22 protein-coding genes and 3 pseudogenes are annotated in these 22,582 nt (G+C 68.7%); 8 read left to right on the plus strand and 17 right to left on the minus strand.

Translation table 11 applies throughout. From position 1 onward, the window contains the following. The first annotated feature begins 523 nt into the window (after positions 1 to 523). Positions 524 to 760, plus strand: a complete 237-nt coding sequence (locus BC793_RS35020; RefSeq protein ID WP_109600424.1) for a hypothetical protein — start codon at positions 524 to 526, stop codon at positions 758 to 760. A 134-nt stretch (positions 761 to 894) separates the two neighbouring features. Then, on the plus strand, positions 895 to 1,638 hold the full coding sequence (locus tag BC793_RS35025; protein ID WP_109600426.1) for a hypothetical protein: 744 nt from the start codon (positions 895 to 897) through the stop codon (positions 1,636 to 1,638). 122 nt (positions 1,639 to 1,760) lie between these two features. On the opposite strand, the gene BC793_RS35030 is transcribed toward BC793_RS35025, so the two are convergent. The 5 genes from BC793_RS35030 to BC793_RS35050 form a co-directional block, all read right to left on the minus strand. After that, complete coding sequence (locus BC793_RS35030) at positions 1,761 to 3,392, minus strand: methyl-accepting chemotaxis protein (RefSeq protein ID WP_109600427.1); 1,632 nt, start codon at positions 3,390 to 3,392, stop codon at positions 1,761 to 1,763. Between the two features lie 172 nt (positions 3,393 to 3,564). Then, positions 3,565 to 4,098 carry a GNAT family N-acetyltransferase gene (locus BC793_RS35035; RefSeq protein ID WP_109600429.1) on the minus strand — a complete coding sequence of 178 codons (534 nt, stop codon included), beginning with the start codon at positions 4,096 to 4,098 and terminating at the stop codon, positions 3,565 to 3,567. Between the two features lie 137 nt (positions 4,099 to 4,235). Then, on the minus strand, positions 4,236 to 4,541 hold the full coding sequence (locus tag BC793_RS35040; protein ID WP_146246587.1) for a hypothetical protein: 306 nt from the start codon (positions 4,539 to 4,541) through the stop codon (positions 4,236 to 4,238). A gap of 81 nt (positions 4,542 to 4,622) precedes the next feature. Beyond that, positions 4,623 to 5,123, minus strand: a complete 501-nt coding sequence (locus tag BC793_RS35045; protein WP_158319453.1) for a GNAT family N-acetyltransferase — start codon at positions 5,121 to 5,123, stop codon at positions 4,623 to 4,625. 10 nt (positions 5,124 to 5,133) lie between these two features. Beyond that, complete coding sequence (locus tag BC793_RS35050; RefSeq protein ID WP_158319454.1) at positions 5,134 to 5,475, minus strand: Imm51 family immunity protein; 342 nt, start codon at positions 5,473 to 5,475, stop codon at positions 5,134 to 5,136. A gap of 201 nt (positions 5,476 to 5,676) precedes the next feature. Between BC793_RS35050 and BC793_RS35055 the strand changes: the two genes are divergently transcribed. Beyond that, positions 5,677 to 6,477: a phytanoyl-CoA dioxygenase family protein gene (locus BC793_RS35055; RefSeq protein ID WP_109600436.1), complete on the plus strand. Its 801-nt coding sequence runs from the start codon at positions 5,677 to 5,679 to the stop codon at positions 6,475 to 6,477. A gap of 52 nt (positions 6,478 to 6,529) precedes the next feature. Continuing rightward, positions 6,530 to 7,342: an RNA methyltransferase gene (locus BC793_RS35060; protein WP_373871279.1), complete on the plus strand. Its 813-nt coding sequence runs from the start codon at positions 6,530 to 6,532 to the stop codon at positions 7,340 to 7,342. Between the two features lie 36 nt (positions 7,343 to 7,378). Here BC793_RS35060 and BC793_RS35065 read toward each other — a convergent pair whose 3' ends face one another. The 3 genes from BC793_RS35065 to BC793_RS35075 form a co-directional block, all read right to left on the minus strand. Further along, positions 7,379 to 8,278: a hypothetical protein gene (locus BC793_RS35065; RefSeq protein ID WP_146246588.1), complete on the minus strand. Its 900-nt coding sequence runs from the start codon at positions 8,276 to 8,278 to the stop codon at positions 7,379 to 7,381. A 200-nt stretch (positions 8,279 to 8,478) separates the two neighbouring features. Next, positions 8,479 to 8,847: a hypothetical protein gene (locus BC793_RS35070; protein WP_109600441.1), complete on the minus strand. Its 369-nt coding sequence runs from the start codon at positions 8,845 to 8,847 to the stop codon at positions 8,479 to 8,481. 453 nt (positions 8,848 to 9,300) lie between these two features. Further along, positions 9,301 to 9,621 (minus strand): helix-turn-helix transcriptional regulator, encoded by a 321-nt coding sequence (locus BC793_RS35075; RefSeq protein WP_109600443.1) that lies wholly within the window; start codon positions 9,619 to 9,621, stop codon positions 9,301 to 9,303. Between the two features lie 300 nt (positions 9,622 to 9,921). Between BC793_RS35075 and BC793_RS35080 the strand changes: the two are divergent. Then, a pseudogene (locus tag BC793_RS35080) lies at positions 9,922 to 10,831 on the plus strand (TerC family protein); the annotation flags it as partial. Between the two features lie 283 nt (positions 10,832 to 11,114). Here the strand turns inward: BC793_RS35080 and BC793_RS35085 are convergent. Together BC793_RS35085 and BC793_RS35090 are read right to left on the minus strand one after the other, a co-directional pair. After that, the gene (locus BC793_RS35085) at positions 11,115 to 12,461 is read right to left on the minus strand and encodes a wax ester/triacylglycerol synthase domain-containing protein (RefSeq protein ID WP_109600445.1); all 1,347 of its coding nucleotides are present in this window, start codon (positions 12,459 to 12,461) and stop codon (positions 11,115 to 11,117) included. Between the two features lie 304 nt (positions 12,462 to 12,765). Beyond that, a complete protein-coding gene (locus tag BC793_RS35090) occupies positions 12,766 to 13,128 on the minus strand; it encodes a carboxymuconolactone decarboxylase family protein (RefSeq protein WP_109600447.1) in 363 nt (120 codons plus the stop codon). A 567-nt stretch (positions 13,129 to 13,695) separates the two neighbouring features. Between BC793_RS35090 and BC793_RS35095 the strand changes: the two genes are divergently transcribed. After that, a complete protein-coding gene (locus tag BC793_RS35095) occupies positions 13,696 to 14,379 on the plus strand; it encodes a ferritin-like domain-containing protein (protein ID WP_109600449.1) in 684 nt (227 codons plus the stop codon). A 238-nt stretch (positions 14,380 to 14,617) separates the two neighbouring features. Here the strand turns inward: BC793_RS35095 and BC793_RS35100 are convergent, their stop codons facing one another. The 5 genes and pseudogenes from BC793_RS35100 to tnpA all read right to left on the minus strand — a co-directional run bounded on the left by BC793_RS35100 (position 14,618) and on the right by tnpA (position 18,309). Then, the gene (locus BC793_RS35100; RefSeq protein WP_203896484.1) at positions 14,618 to 15,988 is read right to left on the minus strand and encodes a HAMP domain-containing sensor histidine kinase; all 1,371 of its coding nucleotides are present in this window, start codon (positions 15,986 to 15,988) and stop codon (positions 14,618 to 14,620) included. Then, the gene (locus BC793_RS35105) at positions 15,978 to 16,664 is read right to left on the minus strand and encodes a response regulator transcription factor (protein WP_109600451.1); all 687 of its coding nucleotides are present in this window, start codon (positions 16,662 to 16,664) and stop codon (positions 15,978 to 15,980) included. The genes BC793_RS35100 and BC793_RS35105 overlap by 11 nt, the downstream gene beginning before the upstream one ends. Positions 16,665 to 16,904: 240 nt before the next feature. Beyond that, positions 16,905 to 17,147, minus strand: coding sequence for a sigma-70 family RNA polymerase sigma factor (locus tag BC793_RS51820; protein ID WP_158319457.1), 243 nt, complete (start codon positions 17,145 to 17,147; stop codon positions 16,905 to 16,907). Between the two features lie 233 nt (positions 17,148 to 17,380). Further along, a pseudogene (locus BC793_RS52905) lies at positions 17,381 to 17,506 on the minus strand (sigma factor); the annotation flags it as partial. A gap of 371 nt (positions 17,507 to 17,877) precedes the next feature. Next, positions 17,878 to 18,309: an IS200/IS605 family transposase gene (gene tnpA, locus BC793_RS35115; RefSeq protein ID WP_109600455.1), complete on the minus strand. Its 432-nt coding sequence runs from the start codon at positions 18,307 to 18,309 to the stop codon at positions 17,878 to 17,880. A gap of 23 nt (positions 18,310 to 18,332) precedes the next feature. On the opposite strand from tnpA, the gene BC793_RS35120 reads away from it, so the two are divergent. Continuing rightward, positions 18,333 to 19,487 carry an RNA-guided endonuclease InsQ/TnpB family protein gene (locus BC793_RS35120; RefSeq protein WP_109600457.1) on the plus strand — a complete coding sequence of 385 codons (1,155 nt, stop codon included), beginning with the start codon at positions 18,333 to 18,335 and terminating at the stop codon, positions 19,485 to 19,487. Positions 19,488 to 19,650: 163 nt separating this feature from the next. Here the strand turns inward: BC793_RS35120 and BC793_RS35125 are convergent, their stop codons facing one another. Both BC793_RS35125 and BC793_RS35130 read right to left on the minus strand, forming a co-directional pair. Beyond that, complete coding sequence (locus BC793_RS35125) at positions 19,651 to 20,646, minus strand: alcohol dehydrogenase catalytic domain-containing protein (protein WP_239170469.1); 996 nt, start codon at positions 20,644 to 20,646, stop codon at positions 19,651 to 19,653. Positions 20,647 to 20,861: 215 nt separating this feature from the next. Then, complete coding sequence (locus tag BC793_RS35130) at positions 20,862 to 21,749, minus strand: universal stress protein (protein ID WP_109600461.1); 888 nt, start codon at positions 21,747 to 21,749, stop codon at positions 20,862 to 20,864. A gap of 436 nt (positions 21,750 to 22,185) precedes the next feature. Here BC793_RS35130 and BC793_RS52910 point away from each other — a divergent pair. Next, positions 22,186 to 22,512: pseudogene (locus tag BC793_RS52910) on the plus strand (universal stress protein); the annotation flags it as partial. Positions 22,513 to 22,582: the final 70 nt, after the last annotated feature.

Raw genomic sequence — 22,582 nt, forward strand, 5'->3', positions numbered from 1 at the left:
CGCCGCGATGGGCGTGAGGGGTCATTCCATCGAGTCTGTACGCATGACGAGCGATCAGGTCAACGAGCACTTCTCTGAGGAGTGTCGTGGTTGAGAGCGCCGAGGCGGGCGGCCGGCGTCACCACGCCGGGTGATCCGTAGCGACGAGATGGTCATGGCCCGTCGGGCCTGTCCCGACTGTTCAACGCTGCGCCTGGCCCGGAGGTCCTGATCGCGCTGATCGCTGTCCTGGGAATCGCCGACCTGTTGCTCGACCGTGGGCCGTGCCGGGCTCCCAGCGAGAGGAGGAAGCCGTGATACACCGCAAAGCCCGACAGATCTGGTTTCGCCGTACTCGTTGTATCTGCGGGCTGCCGTGGCCGTGCCTGGAGTTGCGGCTTGAAAGGATCCGTTCCCGGCCTCGACCCGCGCTGCCGGGGTGGGCCGACCCGACTGAGGTGTTTCCGCAGGTGGGCCGGGCCGGGCGGCTCACCCCCGCCCAGGAGTACCGGGCCGGTGGCCGCGGCCCGAGGCGGCGGCCGGCATGACGGCCGACGTGAGCTTCGGGGCGAGGCATCAGCCGGATCCGGCGACGTACGCCTGTGGTGAGTGCACGCTGCCGTGGCCGTGTACGCCGGCGCGGGACTATCTGATCGCTACAACGCCGGACCGAGTTCAGCTCTCGATGCGGATGTGGGACGAGTTGGAGCGGGCCGCGGGCTCGCTCGCCGATCAGCATCCGGCGGAGTTGTTCGATCGGTTCCTGCGGTGGGTGCGGTGAGCGACGACGAATGGCCCGTCTCCCCTGTTACTGCCAGGAACCCGTACCGGACCGGATCCGCCGGGGATCTCCGCGAAGGTACTCACCAGGCAAGCACCCGATCGACATCGCTGAACCGTCTGAGGAGACAACCCGTGCGTACCCCCTCTCGTGTCCCGGCCGCCGCGGCCGTTCTCTCCGGGCTGTTGCTGACCTCGGCCTGCGCCACCGACGGCGGCACCCCGGGCGCGGCCGGCACCACGGTTTCCAGCGCTCCGACCAGCGCGACCCCGTCGGCCCCGCCGGCTTCGTCTCCGGCCGCACCCAAGCCGTCCGCGACCACCTCGTCGACCTCCGGGAGCGGCACCGGCAGCGGTACCGGCACAGGCACAGGCAGCGTCGAGGGGGTCTTCAGCGGCACCCGGCAGGTCTACCTGCTGCCCAAGAACAGCGAGGCGACGCTCGGCGTGGTCCAGGACGGCAAGATCGGGCTTTCCGAGAGGTTCGGCGATGCGGAACTGTTCGTGCTGACCGCGGTGAAGCCCGGCGGCGACCAGTACTGGATCCGCACGGCCAAGCTGCGCAAGGGCGGCGAGGCTCTCTGCCTGTCGGCCAAGCTCGGATCGGGCGGTGCGCCCGGCATCGTGCGGACCACGCTCTGCAACGCGTCGGCGGCCGACCAGCTGTTCCGGTTCCGCAAGACGGGCGAGTCGAACGGCAAACCCACCTACACCATCTATACCGGCAAGGACACGTTCATCGTCCAGGACCCCACCGGGGAGATCGCCGACACCGGCACCGGTGTGGCCGCGGTGTCCATCGGCGAGGGTACCCCCGACATCGACACCCCGTTCGTGCTCGCCGACAAGGGCAAGGCCTCGATGCCCACACTGGGCTGACCCTCCTGCGACGCCCGCTGCACGGCGACCACTTCCCGGCGCCGCCGGGTGACGTGTGGGCCGTACCCGATCGCGCAAAAACGGTGAGGCCGGGCCCGATGGCCCGGCCTCACCGTCGTCGGTCACACCTTGTAGACGGCGATCGCCTGATGCATCTCCTCGGCCATCCGGGCCAGCTCCTGCGCCGTCGACTGGGTCTCGGTCGCACCGCTCGCCGCGGCACCGGCGGCGTCGGCGACTCCGGCGATGGTGTCGGCGATGTCCTCGGCGCTGGCCGACGCCTCGGAGACATTGCGGGTCATCTCGTTGGTGGTGGCCGTCTGTTCCTCGACGGCGGCCGCGATGGTCGCGGCGTAGTCGTTGATCCGGGCGATGACCTCGGTGATGTCGCCGATCGCGAGCACCGCCTGGTCGGTCTCCTTCTGGATGGCCCCGATGCGGTGGGTGATGTCGTCGGTGGCCCGCGAGGTCTCCTGGGCGAGGTCCTTGACCTCGGAGGCGACGACGGCGAAACCCTTGCCCATCTCACCGGCGCGGGCCGCCTCGATGGTGGCGTTCAGAGCGAGCAGGTTGGTCTGCTCGGCGATGCCGGTGATCGTCTGGACCACGCTGCTGATCTCCGCGGAGGCCTTGCCCAGCTTGGCGACGATGCCGTTGGTGCGTTCGGCGGTCTCCGCCGCCTGGGTCGACACGGCCGCCGCCTGGGTGGCGCTGGTCGCGATCTCCCGGATCGCCTCGCCCATCTCTCCGGCGCCGGCGGCGACGGTCTGGACGTTCTGCGAGACGATGCTCGCGGCCGCCGACACCGTGCCCGCCTGTGCGGAGGTCTCCTCGGCGGCCGACGACATCTGCATCGACACCGCGGACAGTTCCTCGGAGGCGGCGGCGACGTGGTGGGCGTTGTCGGCCACCTGGCGCACCATACGGGCCATCGACTCGGTGGACTCGTCCAGAACCCGGGCCAGCACGCCGACCTCGTCCCTACCGGTCAGGCCGGTACGCATGGTCAGGTCCCCGTCGTGGACCGCGGTCAGCACCTTCACACACCGCGCGAGCGGCCGGGTGATGAGCCGGGCGATGCCCAGCGCGGCGAGCACCCCGAGCACCAGACCGGCGACGATCAGGGAGATGACCAGCGAACGGGCGGTGGAGTAGGCGGCCTTCTCCGTCTGCTGCACCTCTCGGGCATGGGCGATCGTCTGTTGCGACAGCACGTCCATGTCGTGGCGCGCCGTGGCGACCAGCGGATCGACCTGCTCCTTGCGGACCTTTGCGACCTGCCCGTCCCGCCCCTCCCGGCTCAGCGGCAGCAGCGTGTCGTCGAGAAGCGTGACGTATTCCGACCACGCTTCACCGAACTCGGCGAGCGCGGCGGTCCGCTCCGGGCCCAGCTCGTACGCCTTGTACCGGTTCTCGGCGTCGGCGAGCGCCTTGCGATCGGTCTTGATCGCCTTCTCCGCCTCGGCCTTGACGTCGGGATCGTCGGTGAGGAAGTGGTTGAGCGAGTCGATGCGGACCCGGTTGAAGGCGTTGCGCATCTCGGCGATCGTCTCCAACTGGAGAGTGCCGGCGTACACCTCATCGGTGCCCCGGTTGATCTCCGCCATGTTCGCCACGGCATACGACGACACCCCGACACCGATGGTGGCGACGACGAGCACGGCCGAGAGGATCTTCGTACCGACCGGCCGGTCCGCCAGCCACCCCGTCGCCCCACGCCCACGTGCGAGCTCGTCCCGCGGCCTCGACTCCATGACAACCTGCTCCCGGAATGGCGGCCTGCAGAAATGCGGCCACGTCTGACCGCTACATCGGGACACGCCGGCCGGCGCTGAACTGTCGGGGAAATACCAACCGAAGTACAACCGAACGTGCTTCACCACCGGGATACCGGCCGGGCGTTGTGCCGCTGAGACCGGCGGCTCCCTACTCCCGATATTGCTCGCGGCTGATCGCGTACACGTCGACGAGCCGGCCGTTGCCCGGCACGGTGGTGCGCCGGTCGAAGGTCAGGCCGATCTTCGCCATCACCCGGGCCGAGCGCACGTTCTCCACCTGCCGGATGCTGACCAGACGCTCCAGCCCCCGATCGACCAGCCCGAAACGCAGCGCCGCCCGCGCACCCTCGGTCGCCAGACCGGCACCCCAGAACGAGCGCCCCAACCGCCACCCGATCTCCACGGCGGGCATGACCTCGGGCAGAAAGTACGGCACCGCCAGCCCGACCCAGCCGGTCAACTTCCCCGTCTCCACCAGCTCGGCCGCGAACAGCCCGAAGCCGTGCTCATCCCAGTGCTGCCGCATCCGGTCCAGATGGGCGGCGGTGTCCTCCCGGCTCTGCACGGTCCCGTCCCGGATGTATCGCATCACCTCGGGATCGGCGTACATCGGCGCCAGGTCGTCAAGGTCGTCATCTCGCCACTGTCGTAGCAGGAGGCGCTCGGTGCGAAGCTCGATCATCGTCCGATTGTCACCTCTGTCACCGCAGACGCCGGCCGGGACCGCCCCTCCTCCCGCGGTCGAACCGGCGCGGCAGGTGGATGAGCCGGTGGGATCGGCCGGCGCGGGTCAGCTCGTGTTCATCACCGCGGCATCGATCAAAGGCGCCGAATGAAGGTACGGACCGGGACCACCGTGTACCGCCACACGATCGCGAGCGGCCGGATCAGCACGTAGTAGTAGGCCAGGCAGAGCCACCAGAGCACTCGCAAAGTCCACCGGATCAGCCAGAACATCGGCACGAGGAACCAGCGATGGTAGATCCGCAGGAGCGGCACGAGAACCCGCGTCACCACGAAGGCCATGCCCTGACCGGTCAGGCGGAGTATCCCCCGATAGCTCAAGACCAGCGCCCGCCACTGCAGCCGCGCTGCCTTCTCGACTTGATCAACCAGGTCAGGCACGGCGCACACGGTAACTCACGAGGGAAGTCAAGATCATCGGACGTACAGCCGCGTTCGGTGGCGGCGCGGTGAGGCTTGGCCCTACGGCATCCGCGGGGGGCCGCCGGTCGGCTTCACAGCGATGCTCATGGCGAAGTTCCGCAACCGCTGGCCCCGGACCTCGACCAGGCGGGTCGCGTCGACGGTGAACCCGAAACGTTCGAAGGCGGGCCTCGCGGTGAGACTGGCGTGCACCCGCAGCCGCTGGTGACCGGCGGCCGAGGCCTCGTGGATGATGCGGGTGACCAGCGCGCGGGCCACCCCGCGGCCACCGGCGTCGGGGTGGACGAAAAGCATGTCCAACAGGCCGTCGTCGGTGAAGTCGCTGAACCCGACGACCGTTTCGTCCAGGCAGGCGACGTAGGTGTGTGCCGCCGAACGACGCGCTTGCCACCGGGCCTCGTCGACGCTGGGAGGCGCCCACGCCAAAATCTGCTCGGGGGTGTAGTCCCGGCTCGCCGTACCATGCACCGCCGCGTGGAAGACCCGCCAGGTGTCGGCGGCGTCAGCGACTTCGTAGCGGCGGATCAGCAGGTCCCTCACCTCTCGCGCGTCAGTCGAGGTCGGCGTCGGTGAGCAGGCGCGTGAGCAGAGAGCGATCGTGGAACGCCGCGTGCAGACGCTCAGCCATTCGGCGCAGCGCCGCCGGGTCGGCACTTCCCGCCACGAAGGTGCCGCTTTCGGAGCTGAACCAGATCGTGTCCGCGACGTCGGGCATCTCGGTGTCGATCAGCCACCGGGCGAAACTCTCCCACCCGTGTCCGTTGCTCTCGGCATCGAGAGCGTCGAAGACGTCCTCGACCTCCTCCATGTCGCCGTCGAAGAGCACCAGCTCCTGCTGGCCGTCCTCACGCACAGAGATGCGGAACGGGGACAGGGAGAGATCATCAGTCACGCCCGACATCGTAATGAATCAGGCCTCGGAAGCGCGGCCCTGTCAGGGAGGTCCGGTGACCAAGCGAACGACGATCGTGGTCGTCACGCCGGTTCGACGGGCAGCCAGAGTTCACAGGTCGCTGTGCATCGGTGGGTACCCGACAGAAGCGGCGCGGAAAGTGTCGGGCGATCAGGATCCGCGCCGCCGCACGATGGGGGCATGGATGACACGACCCTGGTTTCCCGCTTTGTTCGCGACGGCTTCGTGAAGCTGGAGGGCGCCGTCGCACCGCGCGTGGCAGCGGACTGCGCGCGGCTGCTGTGGCGAGAGACCGGCTGCGACGCGAACGATCCAGCGACGTGGACACAGCCCGTGCACTGGGTGGCCGGCCGGGCCGACGGGCCGTTCGCCGCCGCTCCCAACTCACCGTTCCTGCATCATGCGTACGACCTGCTCGTCGGCGCGGGACGGTGGGAGCCGCGCTATTCGCTGGGCTCGTTCCCGCTGCGCTTCCCGCATCCGGAGGAGCCGGACGACGCGGGCTGGCACATCGAGGGCAGCTATCTTCCGGAGGGCGAGAGCTGGTACTTCACCAATGTCCGCTCCCGGGACCGGGCACTGCTGATGCTGTTCCTGTTCAGTGAGGTCGGTCCGGAGGACGCACCGACCCGGATCCGGGTGGGCTCACACCTCGATGTGCCCAAAGTGCTGGAGAGGTACGGGGAGGACGGCGCCAGCGGACTGACCCTCGCACCGGACCTGGTGGCGGCGTCCGAGCACCGGTCTCTCGCCCTCGCCACGGGATCTCCGGGCGACGTCTTCCTGTGCCACCCGTTCCTGGTCCACGCGGCGCAGCCGCACCACGGGGCACGGCCGCGCTTCATGGCCCAGCCGCCGCTGATGCCGGCCGCACCGTACGAACTGGAGCGCCCGGACGGCAGGTACTCCCCCGTGGAGATCGCGATCCGTCGAGGTCTCGGACAGGACACCCCCGTGCCGGACGGGGCTCAGCACCGGTGACGTCGCCTGCGGAGTGTGCGGGCAGAGCAGAGGGAGCGCAGTGGTTCTGCGGGTGACGGGCCGCAATGCGCGGTTCCAGCAGTGGGAGGCGCTCCTCGGCAATCGGTCCAAGCGCCGGCGACGCGGTGAGTTCCTGGTGCAGGGCGTGCGCTCGATCACCATGGCCGTCGAACACGGTTGGCAGGTCCGGGAGCTGCTCTACGACACCGGCGCTCAGTTGTCCGGCTGGGCCCGCGGGGCGCTGGCCACGGTCCGGGCCGAGAAGATCGCCGTCGCCCGGGAACTGATGCATGAACTGGGCGGTAAGGCGTCCACGGTTCCCGAGTTGCTGGCCGTGGTCGCCATGCCGGAGGACGATCTGCGCCGTATCCCCGTGGGGTCCACCATGCTCACCGTCGTGTTCGATCGGCCCACCAGCCCCGGAAACATCGGGACCCTGGTGCGGTCGGCCGACGCCTTCGGCGCCTCCGGCGTCATCGTCACCGGCCACGCCGCCGACGTGTACGACCCGAAGGCGGTCCGGGCGAGCACCGGCTCGCTGTTCGCTCTGCCGGTGGTCCGGGTGCCCTCCCCGCAGGCGGTCCTGTCCTGGGTGGCTGACGTCCGCGCCACCGGCGTCGGCATGGGAATCATGGGAACCGATGAGCACGGCAGCCTGGACATCGCCGAGTACGACTTCACGCAACCCACCCTGACGTTGATCGGCAACGAGACCACCGGCCTCAGCTCCGGCTGGCACGAGGCATGTGACCAGCTCGTCCGGATCCCGATGTCCGGGTCCGCCAGCTCCCTGAACGCGGCGACCGCCGCAGCTGTGGTGCTGTACGAATCGGCACGCCAGCGGGCCGCCGCCACGCGCCGGTAGCGCATCGACCCCGGCCGGCGCACGGTAGCCGGGTGATCAGTCGGTGGCCTCGGCGGTGACAGCCCAGGTGATCCCACGGGCGGGGTCCTCCATCGCCAGGTGCAGGAAGTTGCTGTACTCCGCAGGCCTTCGCCAGGTGACGCACCGCAGCCGTTCGACGAAGGCGGGCACCGGGTCCTCCCCCGCCATCATCCGCAGCACCCGCCATACGGCGAGCCGCCCCATAGCCTGCCCGGTGTCGTGCGGCATGGCGTAGGGCCCGGTCCCGGTGGCCAGGTGCACCAGATGCGGGTACGCCCGGGCGAACGGCACCTCGGCGGCCCGGCACGTCTCCCGGTCGGCGGCCACCGACGCTGCGGCCTCCCAGGCGGTTCCTTGGACGGCGTACGCCTTGATCGGCTTGTGCGGGTCGTTCAATCCGTTGAGGACCGGGACCGCGGGATGCTCCACCTGTTCCACGGTGGCCGCCCGCAGCGGGACGCCGCCGGGCAGGTCGTCGATCAGCCAGCAGGGGAAGCACCACACGTGGCAGCCCGACCTGCCGCCGGTCACATCGTATTCGGGGATGTCCCACTCGGGATCCCAGTGGGCGGACTCCCACGGCTCCAGCCGCAGCGGGATCTCCGACTCCACGACCCCACGGAGGTCCTCACCGTGCAGGACCCTGGTCTGGGCGACCAGCTCGCGCACACGCGGGTGGGTCAGGTGCGCAGCGAGCTCACGCCACGGCCGGTGGGCGACCACCTCCCACAGCGGGCCGGAGAAGCCGTGGTCGTCGTCGGGGTGGAGCTCGGCCGCAGCGACGGCCAGGGCGGGCGGCGCTTTCAAGGCTACGGCGTGCGCGGCTGCGCGCCGCTCGTCCACCGCGGCCTCGTCATCGTCGCCGCTGCCGTGGGCGGCCAGGGCGAGAAGCTCCGCCCAGCGGTCCGCTTCCATCAACGACATCCTGGTCCGGTACAGATCATTCCCCGTGTTCACCCGCCCATCCTTGCCGACCGCCCGGATCCGATGCCAATCCGGGCGGGTCGGTGCCACCGGACACTCCACCACTCGAGAAGGATCAGATCCGCAGCTCAGGCGTTGCCGGATCGGGCCCGCCGCGCGGCCCGGGTGTCGCAACGGGCGTGCCGGTCACGTCACGAGTCCGAGCGGCTCGGCGACCGGAACAGCCACCCGCCGGTGAGCGTCCCGGCGATACCCGCCACCAGGAAGAAGAACCACCGTGGAAGCTGTTCGGCGGGTTCGCCCCAGCTGCAGGACTCCGGCGTCCAATCGATCGGGATCTGCGCGTCGAGCGGGGGCAGAACGCCGTCGGAAAATGCGCTCTTGCCCATGCTGCAGGTCACCCGGCCCTGCGAGGTGGCCGCCCGGACCGACACGTAGTACAGATGGCCAAGAGAGTCCGGCACCACGGTATCGGCGATGGCGGTGACCAGTTCACCGTCGGGCGGGCTGGGCTCGAGGTCGCCGAACAGGCCGACGAGCAGGAAGCTGACGGTCAGCACGACCCCGAGAACGACAAGCCCGATGCGCGTACGACTCTCGAAGTGCCCCGGCCCGTAGAAGTGGCGTGTATAGAGGTTGATACTCGTGATCCACCTGCCGAGGTGACGACGCCGTGGGATCCGACCGTTGGGTGGTCCGGCATCCTTTGGGGCGTGACGGATCCGGAGCGGCTTCTCACGTTTGAGCACCGCTGCACTGATACGCGGTCACCGCCGACGAGTCGGACCTGCCCCGTACGGAGGCTCTGGACCTCAATCCGTGGCACCGTCACGCGATCAACAATTGCGATGGCGAATGCCTGGCGGCCTGCCGGGCACTGACTCGGTCGTTGACCGCAGGCCGGAGCCGGTACGCCATTCCGTGTCACTACCGGACGCGGTGGCGCAATGTCTGGACGTCGATCGTAAACCATTCACCGGGCGGGACGCCGTGAGCGGTGGCGTCGCCGCGACTCAGGTCTGCGAGGTGCCGGTGAAAAGGTTGAGCAGGTCGCCGATACTGTGGTCGGCCTCGGCGGGATGCCGGAATCGGCCGGTCGGGTTGACGGTGTACTGGTTGCGCCGGCCGACGCGTTCGCGGTGCAGGTAGCCGCCGGTTTCGAGGTCGGCGACGATGGCTTGGGCGGCGCGTTCGGTGATTCCCACGGCATCGGCGACATCCCGCAGCCGGACCGTCGGTTCCCTGGCGATGGCCAGCAGCACGTGGGCGTGGTTGGTCAGAAACGTCCACTGCTTCACGGCGTGCGACGGCCGACCCTGAGCTGCCAGAGACACACGATCTCCATCCGTACAGTCAGGCGGGTGCCTCCCGCCACCCCAATGTACGCATATCAAGTCATGAAAACAGTATCGCGGTCTACAAGTCGGCAGACATTCACATACGAAGGATGCTTCGTGAATAGTGGAACGCGTTCGAGGGGAGTGCCCGGCGATCCGCACACCGACGTCAACACGGACATGGACATCCGGGTCCCGGTGTTGCAGCCACCGTCTCGGTGCCCCGGGGAGGCCTTCGTCCAGCGACGCCGCCCCCCTATCCCCATGGGTCCGGCGTGGGACGAAAGGCCTACCACCGTGTCCATGTTTTGGCGGGTCTGGGCGGTGCTGATGCTGGCCATCGCGGCGATACTCGCGGTGGATCTGTTCCTCCACCGCGACAATCACGTGATCGGTTTCCGCGAGGCCGCCGTGTGGTCCGGTATCCGGATCCCAGCCGGTCTGTTGTCCGATGTCATCCTGTGGGCGTGGCAGGGCGGCGACGAGGCCGGCACCTACTACGCCGGCTATCTGATCGAGAAGGCGTTGTCGATCGACAACGTTTTCGTCTTCGCGCTGATCTTCTCCTACTTCGCCGTACCCGCCTCCGTACAGCACAAGGTCCTGTTCTGGGGCGTCATCGGCGCCCTGGCGTTCCGGCTGGCGTTCATCTTCGTCGGCGCCGAACTGCTCGAGACCTTCTTCTGGACCGCATACGTGTTCGGCGCGCAACCCTGTCGTGCGCCTGGTCCGCAAGATCGTCCCGACCGACGCCAACAACCACGGTGACAGGTTCTTCACCCGGATCAGCGGCAAGCGCGTCGCCACCCTGCTCTTCGTCGTGCTCATCGCGGTCGAGGCCACCGACCTGATCTTCGCCATCGATAGTGTGGCGGCGATCCTGGCCATCACCACCAGCACGTTCATCGTCTGGACCGCGAACGCGTTCGCCATCCTCGGCCTGCGCAGCCTCTACTTCTGCCTCGCCGGACTGCTGCGCCGCTTCGTGCACCTGCACTACGGCCTCGCCGTGCTGCTCGCGTTCGCCGGCATCAAGCTGATCCTGTCCGAGACCCCGGTCGGCAAACTTCCGATCCCGGTCACCCTCGGGGTGATCGTGGTGACGATCGCCGTGTCGATCGTGTGGAGCCTACGCAGCACCCGCGGCCTTCCCACCGAACTCACCGACGCCGACACCACTGCCTCGGAGTCGGACGGCCGGCAGCCTCGACCGGGACCGCGACGCCGCGCGGCTGACCCGTCATCCACATCACCCTGTTTCGCCCGACACCGCGCGCCTCAACCACCAGGATTCGCTGCATGGCGGCTTGCCATAGCTTCAGCAATCCCGGCCGTACATGGCCGGATTCAGGTACCGGCCGGGGGACCCGCCACCGTCCACCAGCCCCCAGCGGGCCGGTGATGACCACGACTAGAACTTTCGGAGCAGCGCCGGCACCCCCGATGGCGATGGCGACTGGCGGCAAGGCGACCAGGTTTCCTGTCGAGGGTCAGCTCGATATGTCGGCGGCGAGGACCGCCCAGTCGTGACGGATGCCGGCGAGCAGAACCGGCAGATCCGGGAAGGCGGCGGCGTCCGCATGGACGGTGATGTTGAGCCGCCCGGCATAGGAAAGAGTGACGACCGATAGCGCCACGTTGCCGACGAGGCTGCCGACCGCCACGACGTCCAGCACTGGAGCGCCGAGCATCGTCACGGTTGCCGGTGGACCGACCATGTTGCTCTCCATGACCTGGGTCGCCCGCTGATGCCGACTCAACCAGCGGACCACGCCCAGCCGGGCCAGGGCGACCAGGATTCGGTTTCCCGCGGTCACAGACTGACTGCGCTTGGCCTCAGCGGTCGATACCGCGAGGTGGCGCAGCCGCTCCGCAGGGCCGGGTTCCGCGATCGGTAACCGGACCAGGAATCCGCCCGTCCGGTTACCGGTCTCGGGCGCCATTCCGGGCGTCCGCAGGGAGACCGCGACCGAGGTGGTGACGTGCAGTGCGGCCAACGGATCACCCCGACCGTGCAGCAGCGCGCGGACGCCGCCGGCGGCGAGTGCGAGCACGACATCGTTGACCGTACCGCCGTGCCGGTGAGCGATAGCCTTTGCAGCGGCGAGATCGAGATGCAGACACACCACTCGGCGACGTGTCCCCACCAGTGCGTTCAGCGAACTTCGCGGGGCCCACCAGGACCGCGCGAGGATCAGGAGACCGTCGGCCGCATGCCCCCGGCGATCACCGGGCGGCGGTGTCAGCGGCCGGAACGGCGGTGCCGCCATCGGCTGTGGTGTGGCGCCGAGCAGCGAGGTGATCATCTGGATCGAAGCCATCCCGTCAGCGACGACATGGTGCAGCAGGAACACCACGCCGACCCGCCGTTCGGGCAGACCAGGCACCAGCCACAGTCGCCACAGCGGCTGAGAACGCTCGAAGGGCCGGGCGATCAGCCGGGCGGCCAGGATCAGCAGTGCGTCCTCGCCACCGGTCTCGGTGAGCTCGGCGACCTGGACATGATCCTCGATACGAAATCGCGTCACGTTCCGCCATCGCGGCGGTCCGCCGAACAGACCGGGCAGGACAGGCGTCTGACGCAGGCGCGGCACGGCAGGAAGGCGGGAAGCGACAAAGGAACGAATTTCAGCCGTACGGAGCCGCCCGGCACCGTCGAGCAGCGTATCGCCGTCGAGCACCGCTACCGCGGCCACGTTGACGGGTGTGCCGGCCGTCTCGACGGTCAGGTTGAGCACGTCCTCGGCGCTGAGCTCCGCCTGCGATCTCATCACGGTCTCCCTACCCACTGCCGTGCGGACCAGCGCCGGCCCGCCGTACAGGTAACCGAGCGCCATCCGGACGAGGCGACGCGCTGCGCCCTCCCCGCCCGGAAGCGGCGTCCGGCCGAACCGGCCAGACCTCCAGAATCCGGTGTAAGTCGCCTGCGAGAACCCGCCACCGCAGAGTTGCCGTCTTCGCCACACCCGGGGCCGGCGACGGCCCGAAAGCTCTCGGCCCTGTGCCGCGACGCTGTCGCGCCGGCTTCGAAAGCAGTGACGGTGGCGGCAGGTCCGCCTGATGCCCGGCCGCCGCCCGGCCCGGACGAGCGCTGACCCGGCCGGCCCAGACTCGGTTGCTCAGGTTCATCGAGAACATCTTTCACGTGGCCTTGCCGTGCTCGAACTGCTCGTGGAATTCGAGGAAGGCGTCGTAGGCTCGCGCTCCGTAGACGGTAGCCGGACCGCCGTTCATCAGGAAGGTGACTCCGATCGTCTCAGCGGCTTCCGCCGGAGTGGCGCCGTGTCGCACAGCGGCGTGGGCGTGGGCGGCGATGCAGCCGTCGCATTCCTTGCTCACCGCGATCGCCAGCGCGATCAGTTCCTTGGACTTGACGTCGAGCGCGCCCGCGGCGAGCGCGGCATCGTGTAGTTCCTTGTAGCCGCGATACACCTCCGGAATCGCTTGCCGTAGAGCGCGGGTGGGTCCTCGGAGCTCGTCGCGTACCGCTTTGCCGTTGGTCATGACATCCAACCCTTCCGACTGACCGTGGATCGACTTTCAGCATGGGCGCGTGGGCTGGAGTGCGCTGCGGTCATTGGGCGGGAGCCGGCAGGTCGTCGGTCCCAGATCTGCGTCCACCTCACCCTTGCCGTCGCAACCGGGCACCGGCGTGAAGGACATCGCCTGCCCCGGTCAAGTCGCGAAATCCACGACCGGAGACCCCGGTCGGCGAATGTATGCGGGCCCGCGGGCGACAGTGGCCGACGGGACGGGCCACGCCTGCTCGACGGACGGGAACAACCGGTGGGACATCGCATGGCAGGTTTGCCTGGCCGCCGGCGCGCCGGCACTTCTCGGGGTGCTGGCCGTTCCCGGGGCGCAATGGCGACATCAACATCACGAACCGGGATTCATCCGACCCGGCAGAACCGCACCGCGGCCGATGGAAGGGAGCCCCATGCCCATCGCGACAACCGGCCGGTCGCCGCCGCTTCGATCCTTCTCCACGTGGTCTGCACATCGGCTGCACGCCATCACCATGCCGGGGAGCAACCGTGAGAGGTGTAAGAAACGAGGAAGGAGAAAGCCATGAAGGCCATCACCCGTCGAACAGCCACCCTGGTGACAGCCGGCGCGCTCGGCCTGGGCGGACTCGCGGTCGCGGCACCGGCCCTGGCCGGCGTCGGCCCGTTCGGCCCCGGACCGTCAGCTACCACCACCACCGCCGATCCGTCAGCCCCTGGTAAGGGTTCCGGGTACGGTATGGGCTCCGGCTATGGCATGGGCTTCGGCGGTGGCACCTGCATGGGGCTGGGCGTCACCGCCGAGCAGGGCACCCTGACCGACGCCCAGAGGACCACGCTGGCGTCCGTGGTGCAGGAGGAGAAGCTCGCCCACGACCTCTATACGGTGTTCGCCGTCCACTACGACGCGGCGGTCTTCGACCACATCGCCGTCGCGGAGAGCAGGCATCTGACCGCGGTGCGTGCGCTGCTGCAGCGCTACGGCGCTACCGATCCCACCGCGAACCAGCCGGCCGGCACGTTCACCGACCCGGCCGTCCAATCCACCTACGACAAGCTGCTCGCACAGGGCAGGCAGAACCTGTCCGCCGCACTGGCCGTCGGACAGCAGGTCGAACGCACCGACATCGCCGATCTGAAAGCGGCCCTCAACGGCCTGACCGCCCCGGACGTCAAACAGGTGTACACCAGTCTGCTCGCGGCATCCGAGCGGCACCTCACCGTCTTCACCCGCTGGGCGAACCGGTAGAACCCGAGGTGGGCGGGGGCGGCCATCCACCCCGCCCACCTCGCAAGAAGCGCGGCGTCCGACCATCGGGAACATCTCATGTCCATCGCATCCAGGTGCGCCGCCACCGGCTCGTCGTCATCCTCGACACCCGCCGCAACCTCGAGGCCGCCGAAGCCCGCATCGACGGTGCCGTGCACAACCAGCTTCAGGACTTGCCCATCCGCCTCGGCGAGGTTCCCGACGGCGCAGACGCCGGCTACCCGGCAACCGGTCTCGGCTCGACCGCCAGCGGCAGCACGATGGTCACGGTCACACCACCGGAGGCCTGCGAGTCGATGCCGACCGCACCACCGTGGGCGGTGACCAGCTCACGCACGACCGCCAGACCGATCCCGGAGCCCGCCGTACCAGCCGTGTCGCGCCCGCGCCACAGCCGCTCGAACGCGTGCGACAGTTCGTCGGGAGCAATGCCCGGCCCCGTATCGGCGACCTGCAGAACGGCCTGCCCATCCTCGACGCACACCCGCAAGTGCACCCTGTCACCAGAACGGCAGTAGCGGGCCGCGTTGGCGAGCAGATTGTCCACCGCCTGATGCAACCGGTCCGGGTCCCCCCGTACCGGCACCCGCCGATCGAGATCGCTGGTCACGGTCAGCCCGGCCGCGTCCAGCCGCGGCCGCTGCCCCGCCAGCGCCGTCGCGGCGATTCCGGCCAGATCGGTGTCGGCCGGGTGCAGTGACAGCGCGGCAGACTCGGCAGCGGACAGGTCGGCGAGGTCCTGCACGATCCGCCCCAGTCGCAGGGACTGGTCGTGCAGGGCGGCCAGACGCGCGGTGTCCGGGGATTGCAGACCGTCCCGCAACTCCTCCAGGCCCGCCTGTAGCCCGGCGAGCGGGGTGCGCAGCTCGTGGGCGATGTCAGCGGACAACCGGCGCCGTACGGTCTCGGCCCGCACGACCTCGTCGGCCATGGTGTCGAAGGCGCGCGCAACCTCACCTAGCTCGCCAGGGGCGCGCAGGCCCGCGCGGGCGCTGCGCTCGCCGGCGGCGAACCGGCGCGCCGTCGCGGCGACCACCGCCAACGGCCGGGCCAGCCGGGCCGAGACGTACCCGCTGGCCGCCAGCGCTGCTACCAGAGCCACGCCGGCCGCCCCGGCGACCCACGACCACGCAACCGTGCGACCACCGGACGTACCCGCCGGGAACGCCAGCCGGACGGTACCCACCCGCCGACCGCCGACCGTAACGGCGGCCTCGGTGATCGGCCCGGCGGTATCAGCGCTGTGCATGCCGCCCGTGACGGGGCCCATCCCGCGGCCCGGCCACACCATGCTGCCGCCGGTGTCCCGGACCACCAGCCGGGCATCGGCAGCCTCGGCGACGGCCGACGCGGCAGTCAGGTCGGTGTCGCCCCAGCCATCCGATCGTGTGTAGGCGTCCGCGGCCGCTGCCGCGACTCGAACCGCGACCCGTTGCCGGTCCTGCTGCGCGGCGCTGGCCAGCCCTCGGTCCGTGGCGACCAGTGCGGCCACCGTGAGGACGACCACTGATGACAACGCCACGAGCAGGAATGCGGCCAGCAGCCGCCGGCCCAGCGGACCGGTCATCGCCGAGCGGTCACCGATCACGCGACCACCCCAATCGGTAGCCGACGCCCAGCACAGTCTCCACGATCTGTCCGGCTGCCGGTCCGAGCTTGTGCCGCAGGTTCTTCACGTGCGAATCGACGGTGCGCTCATAGCCGGGGAACTCGTATCCCCGCACCTGATTGATCAGCTCGTAGCGCGAATACACCCGCCCCGGCGTGGCAGCCAGCGCGGTCAGCAGACCCCACTCGGTCGGCGTCAACTCCAGCCGGCCGCCATCCAGGTGTGCTTCGTGACGGACCTCATCGAGCCGCAGCCGCCCGCCACCGAACGACATCACCCCCTCGCCACCGCCGGTGCCGCCGTGCGTGCGCTGCAGCACCGCCTCGACACGAAGTACCAACTCTGTCGGCGAGAACGGCTTCGTCACGTAGTCGTCGGCGCCGCGGCGCAGCCCGTCGATGCGGTCGTCGACGCAACTGCGGGCGGTCAACACCACCACCGGAATCCCTCGGCCGTCCGCTCGGGCGGCTGCCAGTACCTCGCGGCCGTCGATATCGGGCAGACCGAGATCGAGCACCACCAGGCCCACACCACCGCCGGTCATCAGAGCGATCGCCTCGGCGCCGGAGCCGGTGCTCTGCACCGCATGGCCGGCCCGCTGCAGATAGCGGCGGACCAACTCCCTCAGCTCGCGATCGTCTTCAACGATCAGCACTGCACCCGGCACACCTCTACCCTGCACGCCGTACCCGACTTCAGACAGGGTCGACCGACCCCAAACCGGTGCCAGTGACACCATCGGCGGCATGCAGGATCTGATCAGGCGGGCCGGTTCGGACGACGCCCTCTTTCGTGCCGATGTGCGGGATTTCGTCGCGGTGGCCCGCGGCCACCGGATTTGAGGGATCGTCGTGGTGGCCGCCCAGGCAGCCACGCAGCTTTTTCAGCGCCCTGCTTACTGTAACAACCGGGAGATGTGCATCTGGGAGACACCGAGCTGCCGGCCGATCTCGGCCTGTGTCAGGTTGCCGTAGTAGTAGAGCGCCACGATTCGCTGTTCCCGCTCGTCGAGGTCGAGGAAGGCGTGGCAGATGTCGAGGTGTTGGTCGACCGTCCGGTATCCAGGATCTTCCTCACCGATCGTCTCTGCCAGATCGATGTCGGTCTGGAGCGCGGAGGGCTCCGACAGCGAGGCCACTCGGCGGGCGTGAGCGCATTGCAGCGCCTCCAGGACGTGCTCGACGGGGACTTCCAGGTGAGCGGCATATCGGTCGGCGTCGGCAGGCGGGCGAGCGGCTGGCTGATGTGTCTACTGGCGTCCTCGATGCGCATGTGCAGGTCGTGCAGGCGGCGCGGTGCCCGGAGGGGTCCACTGTGGTCTCGGAGGTATCGCTTGAGTTCACCACGGATCGTGGGTACGGCGTACGCGACGAAGTCGTCGCCCCGGACCGGGTCGAAGCCGTCGACGGCTTTGATGAGCCCGACTGCGGCCGTCTGCCGCAGGTCTTCCCGGATGTTGTAGTCGGCCGAATACATGCGGGCCAGCCTGTTGGCCATGGGTGTCCAGGCGAGGATGGCGTCGGCACGTATGCCTGATCGCCTCGGGTCTTCGGACGGGGTTCGGGCATAGGTATCGATCAGACGGGCTGCTGCGGCGCTGGTGTCGTCGCGAGCAGTGACGCCGTGACGGACGTGCAGGGCGTTCACGTATGCCTCCTGGACGCGTAGGCGACAACTGAATGACGGCGCAAGGCGTCTGATCAGACCGCCGAAGCAACGGCGATCGAGTTCAACCGGATACTCCGTGGAACTCCGGCCGTTCACGGCTGGGAGCAAGCGGATCGCCTGCGAAGCAGGACAGGGAAGGCCTGTTCGCCGACAAGGCGATCAGGTGTCGAGCGCGGGGTGGCAGCCGGGAGGAAGTCCGTTCACCCGGGGGGACGTTTCTGGTTTTCGATGTATTCCTTGATGGCCGCCAGTGGTGCGCCGCCGCAGGATCCGGCGAAGTACGACGGGGACCACAGGTGGTCATCCCACAGGTAGTGGCGCAGGTGGGTGCCGTGTTCTTGCCGCAGGTAGCGCGACGAGACGCCTTTGAGGCTGTTGACCAGCTTCGACACCGCGACGCTCGGTGGGTAGTGCACGAGCAGGTGGACATGGTCGTCCTCGCCGTTGAACTCGCGTAACTCGGCACCGAAGTCGACGCACACGTTGCGCATGATCTGTTCGCAGCGGGTGAGGATCGCATCGGTGAGCGCTCCATGCCTGTACTTCGTGGTGAAGACCAGATGGACGTGCATGTCGTAGACGACGCTGCGGCCTCTGCGTACGTCCGGGTCCGGGGTCCATCTTGGTGACATAGACCAAATGCCATCGTGGCGGTGTGAAGCTGGTGGTCCAGGTGAAGCTGCTGCCGACTGCTGAACAGGCGTCGGCTTTGGAAGCAACCCTGCGCGCCTGCAACACCGCCGCGACCGAGGTCGCTGCGACGGCCCGCACCGCGCGGGTGTACCGCGACTACGCGTTGCGCAAGCACGTCTACGCGGGCATCAAAACCGATCACGGGTTGGGCGCGCAGGCTGCTCAGCACGTGATCAAGAAGGTCTGTGACGCGTACAAGACTCTCGCGTCGAACCTGCGGGCCGGGAACTACGGAGCGCCGGAGTCGAAACGCTACCGGCGGGTGGCGTCCGAGCCGGTCACGTTTCGGTGGCAGGCCGCCCAGCCGTACGACGCACGGATGCTGACGTGGCAGCACGACGCCGGCACCGTGTCGATCTGGACCGTGACCGGCCGGATGAAGAACGTGGCGTACACCGGCTCCCCGGACCAGCTCAAAGCCGTCGCCGAGTTGCCCGTAGGCGAGTCCGACCTGGTCCACCGTGACGGCATGTGGTTTCTCTACGCCAGCGTCGACGTCGCCGAGGCCAGGCTGGTCGAGCCGCAGGGATTCCTTGGTGTCGACATGGGCGTCGTACAGATCGCCACCGACTCCGACGGGCGAACGTATACGGGTGAGCAGCTCAACCGGTACCGGCGCCGGCAGGTCCGGCTGCGCGCGACGTTGCAGGCCACCAAGACCGAGTCCGCCCGCCGCCTGCTCACCAAACGATCCCGGCGCGAGTCGCGGCACGCCGCGAACGTCAACCATGTCATCTCGAAAAGCATTGTGGCCGAGGCTGAACGCACCTCACGCGCAATCGCCGTCGAAGAACTGACGGGTATCCGCACCAGGGTCCGGCTCCGTAACAAGCCCCAACGGGCCACACTGCACTCGTGGAGCTTCGCCCAACTGGGAGAGTTCCTGATCTACAAGGCCCGCCGGGCCGGTATCCCCCTGGTCCAAGTCGACCCCCGATACACGTCGCAGACGTGCTCGAAGTGTGGTCACCGGGACAAGAGGAACCGACCCGACCAGGCCACGTTCATCTGCCGTTCGTGTGGAGTCGTTGCCCACGCCGACGTCAACGCTGCCGTCAACATCGCCGTACGTGGTGCTGCCGGTGGGGGCGCAGTCAACCGTCCGTACGTGGCCTGACCTCGCAGCCAGCGGGAGCAGAGATCCACAAACCCACCCATTCATGGGCAGGTAGTTGACCAGGTCAGCTCCGGCCGGAGAGCGCCGGCGACAACATGCGCGGTGAATCCGGCGACCTCGGCCACGGTCTCCACCCGGGTGCGCCGAAGTCGCCGGCGAGCTGTCATCGGGTGAGCAGCACCTTCAGTGCACCGGTTTGGGCGGGCCGTGCGAAGACGTCGTACGCCTCTTCGATCTCCTCGAGAGCGAACCGGTGGGTGACCAGTTGCGTGACGTCGATCTGGCCGGCGGCCAGCATGGCCAGTAATTTCGGTGTCGAGTAGGTGTCCACCAGCCCTGTGGTGATGGTGAGGTTGCGGGTCCACAGGTCTTCCAGGTGCAGGGTTGCGGGTTTGCCGTGTACACCGATGTTCGCGACGGTTCCGCCGGGGCGTACCAGCGTGGTGCACAGTTCGAAGGTCTCCGGAGTGCCGACCGCCTCCATGACGACGTGGGCGCCCAGTCCGTCGGTGAGTGCACGAATGGTGCCGAGCGCGACACGCTCCGGGGTGAGGGTGACGTCGGCTCCGAGAATCTTGGCGGCCTGCAGGCGGCTCTCGGCCCTGTCGATCGCCACGATGTGGGCGGGCGAGAACAGCTTGGCGGTGATGATCGCGGCGAGCCCGATCGGCCCGGCCCCGACCACGACCACGGTGTCGCCGGGACGGACCCGGCCGTTGAGCACTCCGACCTCGTAGGAGGTGGGCAGGATGTCAGCCAGCATCACCGCAGTCTCGCTGCTGACCTGGGAGGGAAGCCGGTAGGTGGACAGATCAGCGAAGGGGATGCGGGCGTACTCCGCCTGCACGCCGTCGATGGTGTGGCCGAGGATCCAGCCGCTGCCGCGCTGGCACTGGCCGTAGACGGCCTCCCTGCAGAACCGGCAGCTTCCACACGCTGAGATGCAGGAGGCGACCACGCGGTCACCGACCCCCAGTCCGTTCAGCGCCGGCCCGGTCTCGACCACGGTGCCGACCGCCTCGTGGCCGAGCACGCGACCCGGTGTCACTTGGGGCACGTCGCCGGCCAAGATGTGCAGGTCTGTTCCACAGATGGTTACTGCATCGATCCGGATCACCGCGTCGCGTGGGTCGCGGACGTGCGCATCCGGAATCTCCATCCACGTTCGTTGCCCTGCTCCGCCGTACACGAGTCCTTTCATCGTTCCTCTCCTTCGCCGTTGAAGGAACTGCTACGTCCCGAAGGATGCGCCTCCGCCGGAGTCCTCGGTAAGGGCCGAAGGACCGGAAACTCGCACGGGGCGGCTGCACCGGGACAGGCACATCTCATCGTCACGATCGGTCGACTCGGCCATCGTCAACGATCTGCCGGCCGTCAGGACCTCGACGTGTCGGCCGCCTCCGTACGAGGAAGCCCCGCCCCCGACCATCCCGGTGGGACGAGCAGAACCGGGCACAACCGGCGCTGGCTCGGTGAGGAACGGCTCATGTGATAGAGCAACTCGAGAAGCCAGCCTTTGTGGCCCCGCCCTGCCACCACCAGCCGCCCACGGCGCGAGGCCCGATCCACGGTGTAGGGCACGTCGGCGTCGCTGATCAGCAACCGGTGCACGATCACGTCCGGCGACGTGCCGGCCCAGCCGGCGAGCACCCCGCTCATCCGCTCCTCGGCCAGTCGACGTTCGTCACGAACGATCTCGGTTCCCGGAGTGGACACATGAACTGCGACGAGAGGGCAGCCGGCACGCGAGGCCGCCTCGAACGCCGATCCCACGGTGGGCGTGGACCGGCCGGAGGTCGCCACCACGACGGGCCCTCGGCCACCGGTCGAACCGCGCAGGACCAGTAACGGGCAGAGACTGTGGTGAGCCACATATGCCGCGGTCGAACCCCACCCGTGGCCGAGTGTCGCCTCGTCCCGATGTCGCAGCAACAGCAGGCCGGCGTGGCCCGAATGCCGGATCAGCGCTTCGGCGGCGCTGTCGTCGGCCAGCTCGGTCTCCACCAGGAGGCCGGGAACGATGTTTCGGGCCCGCAGAGCGGCAAGGTCCAGTAGGTGCCGGCCGTCGGCGGGGTCCGGTCGCAGGGCTCTATGCCGGGGCATCCCACCGTGACGTCCAGGCCAGGCGTGCACGATTCTCAGGCGCGTCCCCCGGTACGCTGCCTCGGCGGCAGCGACATCGACAATCTGTAGCCCGTCGGGCACGTCGTCGACGCCGACCACGACGGGCAGCCTTTCTTCAACCGACACGACACTGTGCATACTCGTACGCTAAGCACTTTCCTCGCGTGGCGGCACGGCTGACCGGCATCGCCGGAGGGTCCTTGTGCCCGTCCCGCTGATCAGGACCAACGACCCTGGGCGCTACCTCGGCGGTGCGCGAGACTTCAGCCAGGCGCCCACCGCCGGACCGCGAACACCGGATCGCGGCACACCGAAACGGATGGCCGTCGTGCCACCAGACCCACCGTCGTCAAGACGGCGCCGGCTCCGGCGAGCACGGCCCCGGCGATGGGCGTCGCAGTCCTTCGGTCGTCGCCGCCCCAGACAGCGGCGGTACGGGTCTCGCGACACACGGTGACAGGACTTGAGATCCTGCCCGGTACGGACGGATAAGGGTTGCCATAGAGGAGGCAGCGGTCGGACCCGGCGCCGCACTCTCCGTGCGGCGGACGGCAACCGGAAGGAGGTCCGTACCATGCAAAAAGAGATCATCGTCGGTTACGACGGCTCACCACACGCCCAGACCGCCCTGATGTGGGCACTGGACGAAGCAGCCCGCACCGGCGCCTCCGTCGAGCTCGTCTATGTCGACGGATCCCCGGTGCTCGTCCCGGCCGCCCGGCTGATCCGGGCCCCGGTGCCGTTGCCGGACAGCTACCTCACCGAGGTCGTCAACAGCACGCTCGAACGTGCCGTTGCCAAAGCGAAGAAGACTCAGCCACTCATCGATGTCACCGCGCGAACGGTACGCGCGCACCCCGCGACGGCGTTGATCGACCTGTCGCGAAAGGCGCATTTGATCGTCCTCGCCGGCACCGGGCACAGCGCGGTCACCGGGCTGCTCGGCTCGGTGAGCGCGCGGTCAGCGGCCT

This window comes from Actinoplanes xinjiangensis, assembly GCF_003148685.1.
GTDB classification, from domain to species: Bacteria; Actinomycetota; Actinomycetes; order Mycobacteriales; family Micromonosporaceae; genus Actinoplanes; species Actinoplanes xinjiangensis.

Coding starts and splice junctions, on each gene's coding strand:
- BC793_RS35020 (WP_109600424.1), top strand. CDS start 524: ATGACGGCCGACGTGAGCTTCGGGGCGAGGCATCAGCCGGATCCGGCG.
- BC793_RS35030 (WP_109600427.1), bottom strand. CDS start 3,392: ATGGAGTCGAGGCCGCGGGACGAGCTCGCACGTGGGCGTGGGGCGACG.
- BC793_RS35035 (WP_109600429.1), bottom strand. CDS start 4,098: ATGATCGAGCTTCGCACCGAGCGCCTCCTGCTACGACAGTGGCGAGAT.
- BC793_RS35055 (WP_109600436.1), top strand. CDS start 5,677: ATGGATGACACGACCCTGGTTTCCCGCTTTGTTCGCGACGGCTTCGTG.
- BC793_RS35065 (WP_146246588.1), bottom strand. CDS start 8,278: ATGGAAGCGGACCGCTGGGCGGAGCTTCTCGCCCTGGCCGCCCACGGC.
- BC793_RS35085 (WP_109600445.1), bottom strand. CDS start 12,461: ATGGCGCTCGGTTACCTGTACGGCGGGCCGGCGCTGGTCCGCACGGCA.
- BC793_RS35090 (WP_109600447.1), bottom strand. CDS start 13,128: ATGACCAACGGCAAAGCGGTACGCGACGAGCTCCGAGGACCCACCCGC.
- BC793_RS35095 (WP_109600449.1), top strand. CDS start 13,696: ATGAAGGCCATCACCCGTCGAACAGCCACCCTGGTGACAGCCGGCGCG.
- tnpA (WP_109600455.1), bottom strand. CDS start 18,309: ATGTCACCAAGATGGACCCCGGACCCGGACGTACGCAGAGGCCGCAGC.
- BC793_RS35125 (WP_239170469.1), bottom strand. CDS start 20,646: ATGGAGATTCCGGATGCGCACGTCCGCGACCCACGCGACGCGGTGATC.
- BC793_RS35130 (WP_109600461.1), bottom strand. CDS start 21,749: ATGCACAGTGTCGTGTCGGTTGAAGAAAGGCTGCCCGTCGTGGTCGGC.